General features: G+C 33.4%; 10 protein-coding genes and 1 CRISPR repeat array (1 of these 11 cut by a window edge). Of the genes, 7 read left to right on the forward strand and 3 right to left on the reverse strand.

The features are described 5' to 3' along the window. Positions 1–103 precede the first annotated feature (103 nt). Positions 104–1,165: a [FeFe] hydrogenase H-cluster radical SAM maturase HydE gene (gene hydE, locus PGC14_RS10750; RefSeq protein WP_271629881.1), complete on the reverse strand. Its 1,062-nt coding sequence runs from the start codon at positions 1,163–1,165 to the stop codon at positions 104–106. 197 nt (positions 1,166–1,362) lie between these two features. Here hydE and PGC14_RS10755 point away from each other — a divergent pair, with 197 nt between their 5' ends. After that, a complete protein-coding gene (locus PGC14_RS10755) occupies positions 1,363–3,879 on the forward strand; it encodes a transglycosylase domain-containing protein (RefSeq protein WP_271628900.1) in 2,517 nt (838 codons plus the stop codon). Between the two features lie 47 nt (positions 3,880–3,926). On the opposite strand, the gene csx1 is transcribed toward PGC14_RS10755, so the two are convergent. Further along, positions 3,927–5,342 carry a CRISPR-associated CARF protein Csx1 gene (gene csx1, locus PGC14_RS10760; protein WP_271628901.1) on the reverse strand — a complete coding sequence of 472 codons (1,416 nt, stop codon included), beginning with the start codon at positions 5,340–5,342 and terminating at the stop codon, positions 3,927–3,929. A gap of 136 nt (positions 5,343–5,478) precedes the next feature. Here csx1 and cas10 point away from each other — a divergent pair, with 136 nt between their 5' ends. From cas10 to cmr6, 6 genes are read left to right on the forward strand one after another with little or no spacing between them, the layout of a single operon-like run. After that, complete coding sequence (cas10, locus tag PGC14_RS10765; RefSeq protein ID WP_271628902.1) at positions 5,479–8,424, forward strand: type III-B CRISPR-associated protein Cas10/Cmr2; 2,946 nt, start codon at positions 5,479–5,481, stop codon at positions 8,422–8,424. 46 nt (positions 8,425–8,470) lie between these two features. Continuing rightward, positions 8,471–9,727 (forward strand): type III-B CRISPR module-associated protein Cmr3, encoded by a 1,257-nt coding sequence (gene cmr3 / locus PGC14_RS10770; RefSeq protein WP_271628903.1) that lies wholly within the window; start codon positions 8,471–8,473, stop codon positions 9,725–9,727. Further along, positions 9,724–10,953 carry a type III-B CRISPR module RAMP protein Cmr1 gene (gene cmr1 / locus PGC14_RS10775; protein WP_271628904.1) on the forward strand — a complete coding sequence of 410 codons (1,230 nt, stop codon included), beginning with the start codon at positions 9,724–9,726 and terminating at the stop codon, positions 10,951–10,953. The genes cmr3 and cmr1 overlap by 4 nt, the downstream gene beginning before the upstream one ends. Before the next feature lie 4 nt (positions 10,954–10,957). Next, positions 10,958–12,055 (forward strand): type III-B CRISPR module RAMP protein Cmr4, encoded by a 1,098-nt coding sequence (cmr4, locus tag PGC14_RS10780; RefSeq protein WP_271628905.1) that lies wholly within the window; start codon positions 10,958–10,960, stop codon positions 12,053–12,055. A gap of 19 nt (positions 12,056–12,074) precedes the next feature. Next, the gene (gene cmr5, locus PGC14_RS10785; protein WP_039766112.1) at positions 12,075–12,467 is read left to right on the forward strand and encodes a type III-B CRISPR module-associated protein Cmr5; all 393 of its coding nucleotides are present in this window, start codon (positions 12,075–12,077) and stop codon (positions 12,465–12,467) included. After that, entirely contained in the window at positions 12,433–13,464 is a 1,032-nt protein-coding gene (cmr6, locus tag PGC14_RS10790; protein WP_271628906.1) for a type III-B CRISPR module RAMP protein Cmr6, read from the forward strand. The genes cmr5 and cmr6 overlap by 35 nt, the downstream gene beginning before the upstream one ends. A gap of 329 nt (positions 13,465–13,793) precedes the next feature. Here cmr6 and PGC14_RS10795 read toward each other — a convergent pair whose 3' ends face one another. Further along, positions 13,794–14,324 (reverse strand): M48 family metallopeptidase, encoded by a 531-nt coding sequence (locus tag PGC14_RS10795; RefSeq protein WP_051109324.1) that lies wholly within the window; start codon positions 14,322–14,324, stop codon positions 13,794–13,796. Between the two features lie 288 nt (positions 14,325–14,612). Next, a CRISPR array of direct repeats spans positions 14,613–16,041; the repeat unit is 29 nt; unit sequence GTTTACATCCCTCATAGTTCAGATAAGAC (it continues 8,096 nt past the right edge of the window).

Consider the following 16,041-nt stretch of genomic DNA (forward strand, 5'->3'; position numbering starts at 1 on the left):
TTTTAAAATCCCCTTTTTAAGATGCCAAAGCTATAGGCTCTTTTATATTTGTACAGTTTATATTCAAAAGTTTATACTATAAAGTAGTCAAAATCAATGGAATTTAATTATAAACAGCTTTTTTGAGCTCATAATGCCTGCTTTGGCCAAAACCTTGCCCTACTTTTCTTCCAAGCGAAATAATTATTGATTCAATACATCCTCTGCACTTTGTTGCATCTTCATTTATGCAAATTTTCCCAGGATATAGCTCATATTTTAGCTTGTACTTCAGGTCATTTACATTTGGCATAACAATGTTAGCCCCACATTTCAAGCCCTTTTGACGTCCCAGAGGGTCTAACGTCCCAAGAGCAGTTGTTGCAGGAATGTTACTGTCTGGCATCAAAAGTCTTAATATCGAAATACACTTTAATGTCAGGTCAACAGACCCAGCCTCTGTATCTTTAAGTGGCGTGTGTGGGTGTGGAATAAAAGGACCAATTCCTATCATGTCGCTATCCAGTTCATATACAAGCAAAATATCATTTGCCAAATCATCTATTGTCTGGCCAGGTAGGCCAATCAAAAACCCTGTTCCAAGCTCATAGCCTAAACTTTTTATCCACCTCAAACACTCTATTCTGTTCTCAAAACTCATACCAGGATGATATTTTTGATAAAGCTCTCTGTTTGATGTCTCAAACCTCATCAAATACCTGTCAGCTCCAGCTTCCCTGAAAGCCTTATATTCTTCATATGACCTTTCACCAATGCTAAGCGTTATTGCGACATCTACTTCTTTCTTTATTTTCTTTATAATACTGTAAACTCTATCTTTTGTATAATATGGATCTTCGCCAGATTGAAGCACAACTGTCCTGTAACCCATATCATATGCTCTTTTTGCAACTTCAACTATCTCATCCTCTTGCATCCTGTAGCGTTGAGCTTCTTTGTTGCTTCGCCTAAGACCACAGTAAAAGCAGTCGTTTTTGCAGTAGCTTGAAAATTCTATAAGCCCTCTTAAATATACATCATCACCAACATATTCTTTTCTTACTCTGTCTGCATATGCAAACAAAAGCTCTTTTTCTTCGCCTTCGCTATTTAACAAAAACTTTATCTCATCTTTTGTAAGATGGTGTTCACTGTAAGCTTTGTCTAAAATCTCTTTTACTTTAATTTTTTTCTCTCTCATCTTTATTTCTCCTCACAAAAATTCAGTATTTCTATCAGTTTAATAAGTATATTCAATTTTATTATACTATATCATAAGTTAATTATAAAGAAAAGCAAGTTGTCAAGAGGTTTTGTATAAACTCAGTAAAACGGTATAGCTATTGATTTTTGTGGTATAATTGAATAAAAGGAGGTCTTCAGATGGCTATCGAAATCAAAAAAAGTAAAAGTTCTAAAAAACCAAAAAAGCAATCCCCATTTAGAATCTTTATAAGAAGCTTCTTAAAAACACTTTTAATTTTGATTATTGCAAGTGCTGTAGTTGCAATTGGCGCTGGATTTGGAATGGTCACAGCATACATAAAGGCAATACCACCCAATGCTTTGGATATAATAACAAGTTCTTCAAATGACAGTCAAACAACTATTGTCTATGACCAGAGTGGAAACGAAATTGCTCGACTTCACGGAAACGAAAACAGAATCAGAGTACCTTATAGCAAGATACCAAAAAACCTTATCAATGCCTTTGTGGCAATTGAGGATGAGAGGTTTTGGCAGCATAATGGAATTGACATCAAAAGAATAATTGGAGCAATTTTCAATAACATCAAAAGTAGAAGTCTTTCTGAAGGTGCAAGTACAATTACTCAGCAGCTTGTGAGAAACAAACTTTTGACATTTGAAAAATCCTTTAAAAGAAAAATACAAGAACAGTATTTGGCAATTCAGCTTGAAAAAAGATGGACAAAAGAACAAATTATGGAAGAATATTTAAATACAATAAACCTTGGGAGCGGCGCTTATGGTGTGGAGGCAGCTGCTTATACTTATTTTGGGAAAGATGTTTCACAACTGACTTTGGCAGAGTGTGCTTTAATTGCAGGAATTACGCAAAACCCTTCATATTATAATCCTTATGTCTTCCCTGAGCATGCAAAGAAAAAACAAGAGCTAGTTCTCAAAAAAATGTTAGAACTTGGTTACATTACCGAGCAAGAGTATTTAGAGGCTATAAATCAAAAGCTTGTGTATGTTAAAAAAGACCTTTCTGTTGAATCTGCTTACAAACATCCATATTTTGTTGATTCTGTAATTGATGAGGCAGTCGAGATCTTATCAAACAAGAAGAGAATATCCCAGGATGAGGCAGAAAATCTTATCTATGGTGGTGGGCTTAAAATCTACACCACAATGGACGAGACTATACAAAACATTATGGAGGAGGTATTCTCTGACCCTGCATACATGCCCAAAATTCGTCATTATGATGCATCTGGTACACCACAGCCACAGGCAGCAGCAGTTTTGATAGATTTTTCAACAGGGGCAGTAAAAGGTATAATGGGCGGAAGAGGAAATTTAAAAGGTGTAAGGCTTTTAAACAGGGCGACAATGTCTGTCCGCCAGCCCGGATCTAGTATCAAGCCAATTGCTGACTATGCCCTTGCGCTTGAAAATGGATATACTGCAGCAACTATAATTGACGATGTTCCATTTTCGGTGGGAGGCTACACACCAAGAAACTGGTACAAGAGCAATGTAGTTGCCGGCAAGCGAGGCTATAAAGGCTTGATGACGGTAAGAGAAGCCCTTCAGTGGTCTGCAAATGTGCCAGCTGTAAAGGTTGCTTACAACCTTGGTATTCAAAACGTGTACAGAAACCTAAAAAGGTTTGGATTTACAACCCTTGCCCCCCAAGATATGAACAGCTTATCAATTGCAATTGGTGGATTTACTTATGGTGTAAAGCCAATTGAACTGACAGCTGCATTTGCTGCGGTTGCAAATGGTGGGATATATATAAAACCTTATTTTATTACTAAAATTGAAGACAAAAATGGTGTTACTCTCTTTGAAAGAACACCTTACAAAAGAAAGGTGATGGACGAGAAAAATGCATACATTTTGACAAATATTTTGCAAAGCGTTGTCACCGCAAGAATTACAGTTGGTGTGAGATTCTCTTACCCTGTTGCCGGAAAAACTGGTACAACTGATGATAGTAAAGACAGGTGGTTTGTAGGGTATACACCAAACTATGCTCTTGGTGTTTGGGTTGGTGAAGACAAGCCTGTTGCATTAAATTATCTTTATGGTACAAACCCGGCTTTAAAGATTTTTAAAGGTATAATGGACAAGGTTGTGAGCAAAAAAGGTGTAAGTACACAGTTTACAAGGCCTGCTGGAATTGTTGAAAAGTACGTTTGCAAAGAATCAGGAAAACTTGCAACAGAACTATGTAAGCAAGACCCAAGAGGCAGTCAGGTGATAAAGGAGATATTTGTCGCTGGCACAGAGCCAACAGAGTACTGTGACAGGCATGTTAAGCTAAAAGTGTGCACAGAATCAAAAGCGTTGGCCACCCAGTATTGTCCTAATTTCATTGAGAAGGTATTTATTCGCAGAGACAACCCTATCTGGCCTGATGCCTCAAAGTCAATCGTGCCACCTGATGACTATATGTACCAAGCACCAACAAAGTACTGTAACATTCACAAAGCACTAGAAAATCTGCCACAGGATCAGACAAATCTTCAACCACAAGGAGAAAATCAGACTTTGCAAAGTGGTAATTTGGAAGGGCAAGGAAGTGAGATGCAAAGCAGTTCTGGTAGCAGCACTCAGCAAAGTTCTGAACAAACAAACCAAGCTGAATCTGGAAGCATTTCTCAAGAGCAGCAAACCACATCAGGGGAGGCTTATGGGCAGAGGTAAAACTTAGGAAAATTTAATAAAAAGCGGGGCACAAGATGCTCCGCTTTTTATATTCGTTGAAGAAGCATCTCTTTTATTGTATCTCTTAATTCAGGCAATTCCTCAATATACCTTACAAAAGTGCCTTCCTTTTCTTCCGCTACAAAAACAAAATGCTCTTCAAGTCCACAGTGAGCAAAAAAATTGCGTTGCATTCTGTCTTTTGAATCTTTTCCGTTTTTTATTTTTTCCAAATAATTATTACATTTTTCTTTAATCAATTTTGGATCAATCTTTTTATATAGTCCCCTTAGTTTGTGCAGCTCAACTTCCAAAATATCAATATTATTAGTGAGACCAAATTTGTCGTACATTTCAATTACTTTATCTTTTACATCTTTTATTAAAATACCCTTTTTAGGCTCATATGGTGAAATTTTTGAATAATTCATTACATCAATTATTCCCAAATAAAACCCAAGTGCATTTATTATTCTAATACAAATACTTTTATCCAACTTAGGAGAATATCTGTAACTTTCTGTTATTTTATTATGTAAGTATTCAACTACGTTGCTGAGCATTTTACTAACTTCGTCTGATTTGTCAATGAAACTATTGGCATCAAACAGATAAAGAGGTACATTGTTTTTTATAGCGCTAAAAGTCAACAAAAACCTTTCTAAAACATCCTTTACATCTTTCTTAAATTCATCATTGTTAAAGAATATTTTTTCAATTTTCTTCAAATCATTTAACTTCAAAGGAGACTCAAAGAAAACAACAAATCGCTGCTCTTCCCTGTATACTTGATGAACATTTTGACTACCAGGCAAAATAGGATCACAAATTGTTATAAATAATTTGGGTCTTTTTCTTTTATCTACCCAGTGTCTTAAATTTGTAAATGTAGCAAAATGCCTGAGTGCTTCAAGCATAGCTGAAATATAAATATTGTGTCCGCTTGAAATATCAATATAAGCTTCTGATATTAAATTATTTTCCTTGAGATATCTTTTTAGCATGTCAAGGAAAATTTCTAACACAATGTCTCCATAAACAGTATCAAACCTTATTTCTTTTGTACCTTCTTCATCTTTACCGTATGGATATTTACCTATTGAGTGAATAACTATGAAATCATCTTTTTCTTTACCATAAGGGAAATTATTTCCAAAAAATTCATATGGATTTTTAAGGTATTCATCCTCATTTCCCCAAATATTTACAATTTCTTCTTTGAGTTTTTCATCAAGTTTTGTACTTCTAAGCAAAGTAGTATTAAAAGGTAAACTTACAGGATAAAGTAGTATCACCTTTGTTTCACTTTCCATTTCATTTTCTTTTCTGTTTTCGAAATATTTCTTTAAAAAAAGAGAACTTAGTTCAGATTCAATGTAATTTTCATCAGCATCACCTGCAATCTTAAATTTTTGAGATTCCATATTAGCATCCAAACGTCCTAATTGATATATTAATCTCACTCTAAAAACCTCCTGTGGTAAAGTCGATTTAACTTTCATTATTGATTTTTTGTTCATATATGATATAATTATACAAACTTTTTCATTGAATGTTCAAACATGTCGAAACTTATCTAAAGTTTGAAAGGTGAGTAAAATGAGCATATGGAAGCTAAAACTAAAAGCCTTCTTACATGACCCTCTTGACAAACAGTGGGTACTGAGTCTTGATAAGGGTGAGTCAGACCCCAAGCCAAAACTTAATATACAAAATTTTATGTGTCCAAAAAATAAAAACCACGAAGCAATCCATGAAATAGTGGCAGAAAGATTTCTAAACTATATTATTCCTAATGAATGTATAGAAGAATTCTCAGAGCTGACAAAAATTGCTGATAAAATTTCTTATCCACTGAACGAAATATTAGGCGAAGGACTTAAACGAAAAACCTCAACAGTTAGAAAACCAGAAGAAATCCATTTTCATGATATCTACTCAAGAAAAATCAGAAAAAAAGTCATTCACAAATACTTTGAAAAAAATCACCTTGCATTAGAACACTTTTTTCAACTGTTAGCAAAGGTATGTTCCTATTTGAAATGTGATGATGAAAAAGCAAAATTAGCTTTCTTACTTCTTTGGCAATATGTCCCTGAGTTTTTCAAATGGGTAAACATACATCCGGCAGATAGTAGAATACCTTCTCATTCAATTTACAACCATTTAGTTCAGACAAGTGCAATTGCAACTGCTATTACAGATGTTGACAAACTTTCCTGTGGCGAATTAAAAGGTGATATACCAGCATTTTTACTTTTCACTATCGGACCTGTTCAAAGTTTTATTGCAACAGCGCGTAAAACCCAAGATTTATGGGCAGGAAGTTATATCTTTTCTTACCTTACATATAAGTCTTTAGAACCTCTGATAGATGAACTTGGCCCTGATATGGTAATTTATCCTAATTTGAGAGGGCAACCTTTAATAGAAAGATGGATTCGCAAAACTCTTTCTAAGGCAACAGATGAAGATAAATCTTTTGATAAGATTATCAAATCAATTAAAGGTAAATACTGTAAAATCGAAAATGAAAATGACAACAACGAGAAATTGTTAATCGCAAATATTCCTAATCGTTTTTTAGCACTTATCCCTTATAGTAAGAAAAGTACAGCAGACAAATGTAAAAACGCTCTCAAAAATGCACTTACAAAGTTTGCAGAAGAAATTGAAACTCTTATCAAAGAAGAATATTTAAAAGGATTGGGAATCAATCCTTCTCTTCAAAAAGAAATCGAATGTCAACTGTTATCATATTTCCAAGTTTACTATGCAATATTACCTTGGAGTACCAACAAATGTAATTTGGGAAATTGTGGCAATATCCCTGGTGGACTAACAAGTGAAAGTGTATTTCATGACCATAGCATTCTATTTAAAGAGAGTGAAATTCGGAACTTAATAGAGGAAATAATTAGATTAAACCAAAATCTCAAAAGTGGAGAAAAGATTGATTTATCCAAGGTTGGTATAGGCAGGACATATCCTTTACTACTTGATCTTTTAGAAAAACTTTTAGGTGCCCGAAAAAGTATTCGTGACATTCAATATCTACCTTCTTATAATAGAGAAAAATGTCATTTATGTGGCGAAAATGAAATAGTTCTTTTAGCTATGGATGAAGAAAAAAATAAATTATATTGGCACAAACTGAGAGAAAAAAACCCTGGTCTTTTGAAAGAAAACGAAAGACTTTGCGGTGTGTGTTTATTTAAAAGACTTTTCCCAAAATTGCTTGAGAAAGAGTTTGATTTTCAAGTTTTAGCATTCCCATCAACTTCAGAAATTGCTTCTATACCTATTAAGGCAGAGCTTTTGAAAAACAATGAAGAATTTATAAAAAAATTTGTAGAAGAATATTACAAATTTAAAAAACTAATTGAAACAAATGGCAAAAACCTTCCTTCTTCAGAGTCAGTACCTGCTCTGAAAAAATTATTTAATGGCATAGAATATTCCCTGTGCTCAATTGACGGTCAGTGGCTTATGGAAGAAAGTTATTCAAAAGACTACCTTAAAAATGAGTTTGGCATTGAAAACATTGAGGAAAGTATTCTTGAGAATATGAGAAAACTCCTGAAAAGTGCAAATTTAAATTTCTCAAGGTATTTTGCAATTTTGCAAATGGATGGCGACCACATGGGCAAATGGATAAGAGGCTTTGGCAAAAGTGAAGGAAGTGAAAAAATTGAATTTCCTACAATTGAAGAAACAATTCATTCTAAGGTACTTGGAGAATTACAAAACGAATTTACTGACAAAGATAGATTAGAAGATCTTGTGAAAAAAGTGCATCCTGTTACTCCTACATACCATCAAATCTTAAGTAGTAGATTAATTACTTTTGCTTTACATGAAGTTAGAAAGATAGTTGAAGAAAAATACTTTGGAAAATTGATATATGCAGGTGGCGATGATGTTTTAGCCCTGCTTCCTGTAAATACTGTTTTAAACTGTGCATACGAACTGCAAAAGCGATACAAAAAAATAGTAAATTCCAGAGCTACAATGAGTGCAGGAATTGTCATAGCTCATCATAAATACCCTCTATCGCTTGCATTAAAAGCAGTAAGAAGTGCTGAAAAAAAAGCAAAAAATGTGCTGGGCAGAAATGCTTTTTGTGTACAGCTTATAACTCACTCTGGCGAAATTAGAGAGTGCGGTGGCAAATGGAACTTAGTGGATTTTATAAATAAAGTATCAAAAGACCTTCAAAGTGGTTCTATTCCCAAGGTATTTTGTAATCAAATTATTGAGGTTATGCACGAACTTTTAAATGTCGAGCAAAAATATGTTTCACAAGAAATAGTGGATATATTGGAATTGGAAATAAAAAGGCTGTGGCAGCGAAAAGGAAAAAAGGAAAGAAACCAACCTGTTTTAAAGATAGAAGAAATAATCACCCGCTTTAGAGAATATATAGCTCAAGATAACAAAATTTTAAAAAATTGTAACTTATTTGAAACTCAAAAAATTTTTATGTTTGGCTATTTATTTTCCTTAGCAAAGTTTTTGACAGGTAAAGGTGAACTTACTTCATAGAAAACTTAATTTTGATTAACTATATCTGAGGTGATTTAAAGAAATGATGCTAAAGTTTGAATTCAAACCTTTTGATGTGTTGTTTTTTGGAAGTGGCAAACCATTTAACAGGGGGGATGATGCAAATTCTATCTTCCCGCCATTTCCTCATACATTTGCTGGAGCAATATCAAATAGACTGGCTACTTTTTGCAAAATAGATTCTTCAAGGGCTATAAAATCTATCTACGGCCCATTTATAAAAAAGCATGTACCTATAAAAAAGGATGTGCTAATACCTGGTGAAGAAATCTTATTTTTCCCTTCGCCTTCAAATATATACACTGCCAGAAAGGAAGATAATCCAAATTTCTTCTGTGCATTAAGACCGTTGGAAAATGAGCAGCTGAAGTTATTTTCGCCTCAAAACACCAATAAGCCAGGGGCAATCTCTACATTTTGTGTTTATACTAAAGACGAAACCGAAATCGAACCCTTTACAAGATTAATTTCAATCAAATATTTAAAGTATTGGTTAGATGGGTCAATAGAAAATATTCTTTCAGAAAATAATAACAAAATAGAAACCAAAAAGAATATCATCAAGCTGGATGAGATTTGTCAAAATGATGAGAGGATTGGTATAAAAATAAATTACGAACAAGGAACTGTTGAAAAAGAAAGTAACGTTTACAGAGTATCTTTTAAAAAGCTCAAAATTGAGCCTGCAGAAGAGTTCTCACTTGTTGTGTGGGTAGAATTTAATCTTGAAGATGAAAACCTTAAAAACGCTAATTTAGGATATGAAGAAATAAAAGCCATTTTTGAAAAAGAACCACATGTGCTAAAAGTTGGTGGCGAGTCAAAAAGTGTATTTTACAAACTTAATGAGTCTTCATTTTTTGAGGAAATAAAAGAACTTCTTGAGATTGAAAATACCTTTGTTGGATTTTTAAAATGCGAAGATAATAGTTTATCGATATTTACTAATAAAGATGAAAAAACAGAAATGAAAATAGAAAAAGGGGATAAAATCCAGATTTTATTTCTAACACAGGGAGTATTTAACGACTTTTTACCCAATTTGCTCAAATTGTGCGGTTTTAAAACTAAAAGCATGGTAATGAATGGTTGTCTAAACGTCACCCTTTATTCATCAAAAAGCAAAAGACTTTTCGCAAAAGCAATTCCTGCAGGAACAGTAGTTTGGGCAGAGGCAGAAAAAGATATTGAAATATTGCCTGAAAATTCTCACACTTTATTTCAAAATGATCTTATCGGTTCAAACCTTGTTCTGATTAGAAAGGAGAAAAATGTAAAATGAGAGAATACACTTTTAATTGCGAGGTTGTCACTCCTCTCTATATGTTTGGAAGTGAAACACAAAAACCAGAGCTGAGGAGCCAGTCTTTTAATGGACTTTTTAGATACTGGTTTAGAATCGGGGGAGGAAGTATAGAAGATGAAAAAAGAATTTTTGGCTTTGGTGGGAATAATGCTAAAAAAGGACTTGTGCAGATAGTAGTTAAACAACCTTCTAATATAAATTTTTTTCAGTACACACAGATGGATGAGACTGAATTGAACAAAGGCCTTTATTATCTGTGTAATTTTTTAGACAGATCAGGACGAAAAAATGCTTTCCAACCTGGTCAACAGTTTGAATTAATCTTTCGCTTCTCACCTTTAGCAACAGAAGATGACATAAAGAAATTCTTTTGCAGTGTGTGGCTTGCCATCAACCTTGGCAACTTTGGTGCAAGAGCAAGAAGAGGTTTTGGCTCTATAAAGGTTAATAGTATAGAGGGAAATGATAATATTGGTGATTTTCTCCAGTTTAACCCCTGTGCACCTTTAAAAGATTGGTTTGCTCGAAATTTGGATAAAATAAGGAAGATTTTATTTGTAAAAGGGAGAGAAAATATCCCTTGTGTGTTTGATGAAAATTTTGAAATTTATTTATTCAAAAAAAATGATTTTAATTCAAATTTTGAAGATTGGAAGTTATACTTGTCAGATATAAAACAAATAGAACCCACTTTAAAAAATGAATCTCATACCATTAATGAGGATTTTTCTAATTACACTAATTTACTTGGAGCTATGGGGTGCATTTTGAAAGAATTTAGATACCTTTATCCTGATTACAAAAAATTACTTTCTTTAATAGATTCTCAACAAATGTCAAAATCTATAAATATTAAAATGGAAAGAATTGTATTTGGACTTCCTATAAATTTTCTATTTAAGTCTAATCCTAATATCACTTATACCATCGAAAATGACAGTGGTCGGCGGGCTTCTCCTCTATGGCTTAAAATTCTAAAAGCCAACAGGGAATTTGAAGGTTTATTCATTTTAATGAAATCTTCCTTTTTACCAGAAGGACAAGAGATAAGAATAACGTCAAAAAAGAAAAATGAAAAAAATAAAATTCCAATAGGAAAATGTGAAATTCCTAATAATTCTGAAATATGGAGAATTATTGCTAACTTTTTCGAAAGTTTAATGAATCATAATTTGGTAGAAAAAATAAAATTAAAGGAGTGATAAAATGTTCAAAGATGCAATCTTAACCACATATTACTGCGAAACTTCTCTACATATGGGTTCTGGTCAAAGTATATCATATGTGGACTTACCTATTCAAAGAGAAAAACACACAAACTTCCCTATTATCTGGTCAAGCAGTATAAAAGGCGTGGTTAGAGAGAAGGCTTTGAGAAGCGGATGGAGTAAAGAAAAACTTACGTATATCTTTGGTTCTGAAGCAGAAGAGTCTACTGATAATTTAGTAGCATCATGCATAAGCTTTACTGATGCAAAAATACTCTTTTACCCGGTGCGCTCAGCAAAAGGTATATTTGCTTGGATTACCTGCCCATTTGTCTTAAAAAGATTTACCCAAGAAGTAAAAAGTGCTGGTAGTGTCAGTGAAAGTTTTGATGTGATAGACACAATAAGTAAGTTGGTAACTTCTATAGAACAAAACGGATTTCAAAACAATGTGGTGTTAGTTGACAGTAATGCCTATATTAAGAATCCTTCGAAAAAAGTCATGTTAGAGGAATTCGAATTTCTAGCAGAAGTTAAAAATGACGATAATATCAATCAAATTATAAATCTATTTAGAGCAATTCTTCCAGAAAATGAACTTACAAGAGAAATTAGGAAAAGATTAGCAATAGTGCCAGATGATATTTTCTCAGCACTTGTTAAGTATGCAATCGAAGTTAGAACCAGAATTAGAATAAATCAAATAACTGGCGTCGTTGACGATAAAGCACTATTTACTGAAGAGCTTCTACCTTCAGAGAGTATTTTCTATGGATTCATTTTTTCGACTGACCCGTTCTTTGGTATTGATAGTGATACATATAACTTATTAATTTCTTCACCTATTGATTGGGAAGAAGTGGGGAAACGTGTTTCCGAAAAAAAGTTAAATATTTTAAAAGAGGCTGCTGGAGAAGAAAATGAAAACGTATCTGGCGAAAAGGATAGATATTTGTTTTCTAAGGATGTTGCTAATCAGCTTAGAAAACTACTTGATAATGGACTTCTTCAACTTGGCGCAGATTCAACTCTGGGAAGAGGTTTCGTCAAAGTAAAAACTACCTTAAAGCTAACCACAAACTCTGAAGGTAAGTAATAGGAGGTAAGCACCTAAAATGAGTATAAAAAGTATAGAACAAGAAATAGCACAGTTTTGCCTCAAAAAAATTCGCATTTACAAAACTCAATTGGCAGGTAAAAACGAAGAGCTTTCAAAGTTTAAATCTGATTTGAAAAGACTCCCTGCTATGATAACAAACAATGGGCTTTTAGCTACATTGACATTCTACAAAAAGAATAATGAAAAGGTCTACCAGATTATAAATCAATGGTTCTCAGAAAAAGAAGGAAGGATATTTGCCAATTTGGTAGAATATCTAATAAATGTTAGCTACGAAGAACTTCTTTTTAAAACAACAGAAATTCTTAAACTTGCAGAGTGGTTAAAAAGAATTGTTGAGGTGGAAATAAAAGATGAAAAACCAACAGAAGAAGAATCCGAAAAGTAATTCACAACTAGTTTCGCAGCCTAATTCAGTCATAGTTGAATTTGATAACTTTGGACTTGCTTTTTCAAAAGGAATTTCAGTTAAAATTCGTAATAAAGAAAATTGCGTTATAAATCAAAAATACAAAAATAAATTTTTTCAACAGTTATTCAAAAGCATAAAAGAAGAAAATCTTTCCATTATTGAGCATCAAATAACTAACAAAATGAAAAACATAGAAGAGTATCTGCTTTCTAATCACTTTGTAAAAGTAGTTGATACCAACTTTACAAATATTACAAGACTTGTTGTGGGATTAGGAACTGAACATGTTTTTGAAACATCACTAACTCTTGATTATATCTGGGGAATACCTTATTTACCTTCATCTGCTGTCAAAGGAGTGTGTAGAGCAGTTGCATTTTGGGAAATAGTTTCTTTGAAATTATCAAAAGAAACATCTTCAGAAAAAGAAAAAATTGAGGATTTAATAAAACGTATTTTTCAAATTTTTTACAATGAGGATATTTCTTTTGAAAACAATAAACCGATAGAACTTGACGATATTGAGAAAAAAATTTTATTATACAAGCTCTTGTTTGGGACACAAAATTTCGAAGGGTTACTCACATTTTTAGATGTATATCCTCAAAATATATCAGAAATAGTCGACATATTCGAATTAGATATAATAAATTCTCATTATTCTGAGTATTATAACAACCCCGAAACAAACCCCGCTGGAGACTGGTACAATCCACAGCCAGTCAACTTTTTAACAGTAAGACCAGGAATTAAATTCAGATTTACCGTATTTTTTGATCAATTTCGTGCTGAAAAATTAATAAAATCTCTTGAAATAGGAAGTGTATACGTTGAGTTGATTGAAAATTTACAAAAAGACAACTTTAAAGCTTTAAAAGAAATTGTTAAAAATATCTTAAAAGTCTCTTTAACATTTCACGGAATTGGTACAAAAACGCGATTGGGTTATGGCTTGTTTGTTGATACTTTTTAATTACTTAAAACTATAGAGCGAGATGCTCAAACAACCAAAGATTGTTTTCACAGAGAGATACATAGCGTGAATAAAGTTAAATATTTCTAATATCGGCAGTTAGATAAATTTAAGTAGGGACTATCCAAAAAGACAAGTGGATAGTCCCTTTTGGTCAGTATTTAGTAGTTTATTAGTTTTGTATTTGAGCTATATGTTGGTGTTTTCGAGTTCTGAAATTATGTTTTTAGCCGCCCTCTTTTTACTTTCATATTAAATAGTACATTTTACAACATCGAGTTGAATAGTAGACTCACTTATTCTCTATGGGTTTATAACACTATATGTATTCAATCTTCTTCCCATATAATAAATCTACTTGAACACCTGCTATCTGAGACAGATTCCACATTATAAACTTCAGAAGGAGAATTAGAGGGTTTTAAAGTTTTAATAAAATCCTTAATTGCTTGAATCCTGCTTGTCAAATGAGGATGAGAAGCAAGAAGTTCTGCAAAACTTATCCAAAAGCTTCTTTCTTCTTCTGCCTGTTTTAAAAACTCTTCTAATACTACATTTCTATACAACCCCTTGCTTGCTGCTAATAAAATCAAACCCTTTAAAGCACCATTTAGTGAAAAATAAGCTCCATATCTATCAGCAGTATATTCGCAAGCTCTCAAACATGCTTGACCTAAAAAAGGTAACATTAAACCAAATTGTATCAGCCTATGCTTAAGATGGTTTGCTTTAAGATGCCCAAGTTCATGTGCAAGTATGAACTTTACTTCATCAAGACTTCCCTTATATGCAAGCTCCAGAATACCAGAATAAACAACTACAAAATCTCTTCCAATAAACCGCATAGCAAAGGCATTCAAAAATCCACCTGACTCAATTACCTATATTTCAGGTACATTTTCAAATCCCATCTGCTTTGCTAATTGTTTATATGCTTCATAAACTTCACTAAACTGCTTGTTAGAGAGTTTGATACCATTGCCCTTGATTCCTTCAATCAAAAGTTCCTTTGCAAAAAGTATAAAAATTCCTATATACCTAATTTTTTATTCTATACTATTACATAAGGCTTCACATTAAGTAGCAGGTAGGGAATTTTTGATGTCATTTCTGATGATTTTATTTTATCATTAACAGCTGTTCGCTACGTTTACATCCCTCATAGTTTAGATAAAACGTGCAAGTGCAATAGTAGTTTTTCCAACACCCCCTTGTTTACATCCCTCATAGTTCAGATAAGACTCGATTCGTTCTTTAAGTCCCAGCAGGTTGTAAAATGGTTTACATCCCTCATAGTTCAGATAAGACAAAATTTATCATAAAGCTTTGAGATTCTATTACATGAGTTTACATCCCTCATAGTTCAGATAAGACAACAAGAGTTCTTACTGCTTAATCTTTTATCTCTTCTTGTTTACATCCCTCATAGTTCAGATAAGACCAGAAGACAAATGCAGAACGAAGAATACGAAGACCATGAGTTTACATCCCTCATAGTTCAGATAAGACCAAATCTTATTCTTGTCAATCCAAACGCTGTTGGCGTGTTTACATCCCTCATAGTTCAGATAAGACAAGAGAAACACTAACACTAACAGACAAGCTGAGAAGGGTTTACATCCCTCATAGTTCAGATAAGACGAAGAGTTTCCACATTTTGAGAGCGTGGACAATGTAGAGTTTACATCCCTCATAGTTCAGATAAGACCACTGTCCCTGTCGGCAAACTCTTGCAAATTCCAATCATGTTTACATCCCTCATAGTTCAGATAAGACTTGATTATGATGCAGAGGTCAGAAAAGGTATTAGAGGTTTACATCCCTCATAGTTCAGATAAGACCCATGTGATGAGGAAATTTATATGCACTTTTTGTTTCGTTTACATCCCTCATAGTTCAGATAAGACTAATTTAAGCTTATTAACCTCTTGTCTCCGTCAGGAACGTTTACATCCCTCATAGTTCAGATAAGACAGTTCCTATCTTGTTCAGTATTGCATAGACTGTTGTGTTTACATCCCTCATAGTTCAGATAAGACTTGGCGCAACTTGTTCAAAATGAATTGATTAAAGCAACGTTTACATCCCTCATAGTTCAGATAAGACCTGTATCCATTAAACCCCTTAATAAGTCCATACGCGTTTACATCCCTCATAGTTCAGATAAGACCCTTTTGAATGTTTGCAAAACTTTTCTATAAATTCTATGTTTACATCCCTCATAGTTCAGATAAGACAAGAGCCGAGTGATCTAATCTCCTGCAGAATTCGAGTTTACATCCCTCATAGTTCAGATAAGACACAGTCCATTATCTTTGTTAAACCAAAAACTGTTATGCGTTTACATCCCTCATAGTTCAGATAAGACAAAGTCACAATTACATTTGTTGAACCTATCTCAAACGTTTACATCCCTCATAGTTCAGATAAGACCAGCAAAGACATTTCTCAGCGTCTTTCAGTTGTGAATGTTTACATCCCTCATAGTTCAGATAAGACCAGGACAAAAGCCTATGACGTATGAAACATTCAAAGATGTTTACATCCCTCATAGTTCAGATAAGACCTTAAATATTG

The sequence above is a fragment of the Caldicellulosiruptor sp. DIB 104C genome, from assembly GCF_028198085.1.
GTDB lineage: Bacteria > Bacillota > Thermoanaerobacteria > Caldicellulosiruptorales > Caldicellulosiruptoraceae > Caldicellulosiruptor > Caldicellulosiruptor saccharolyticus.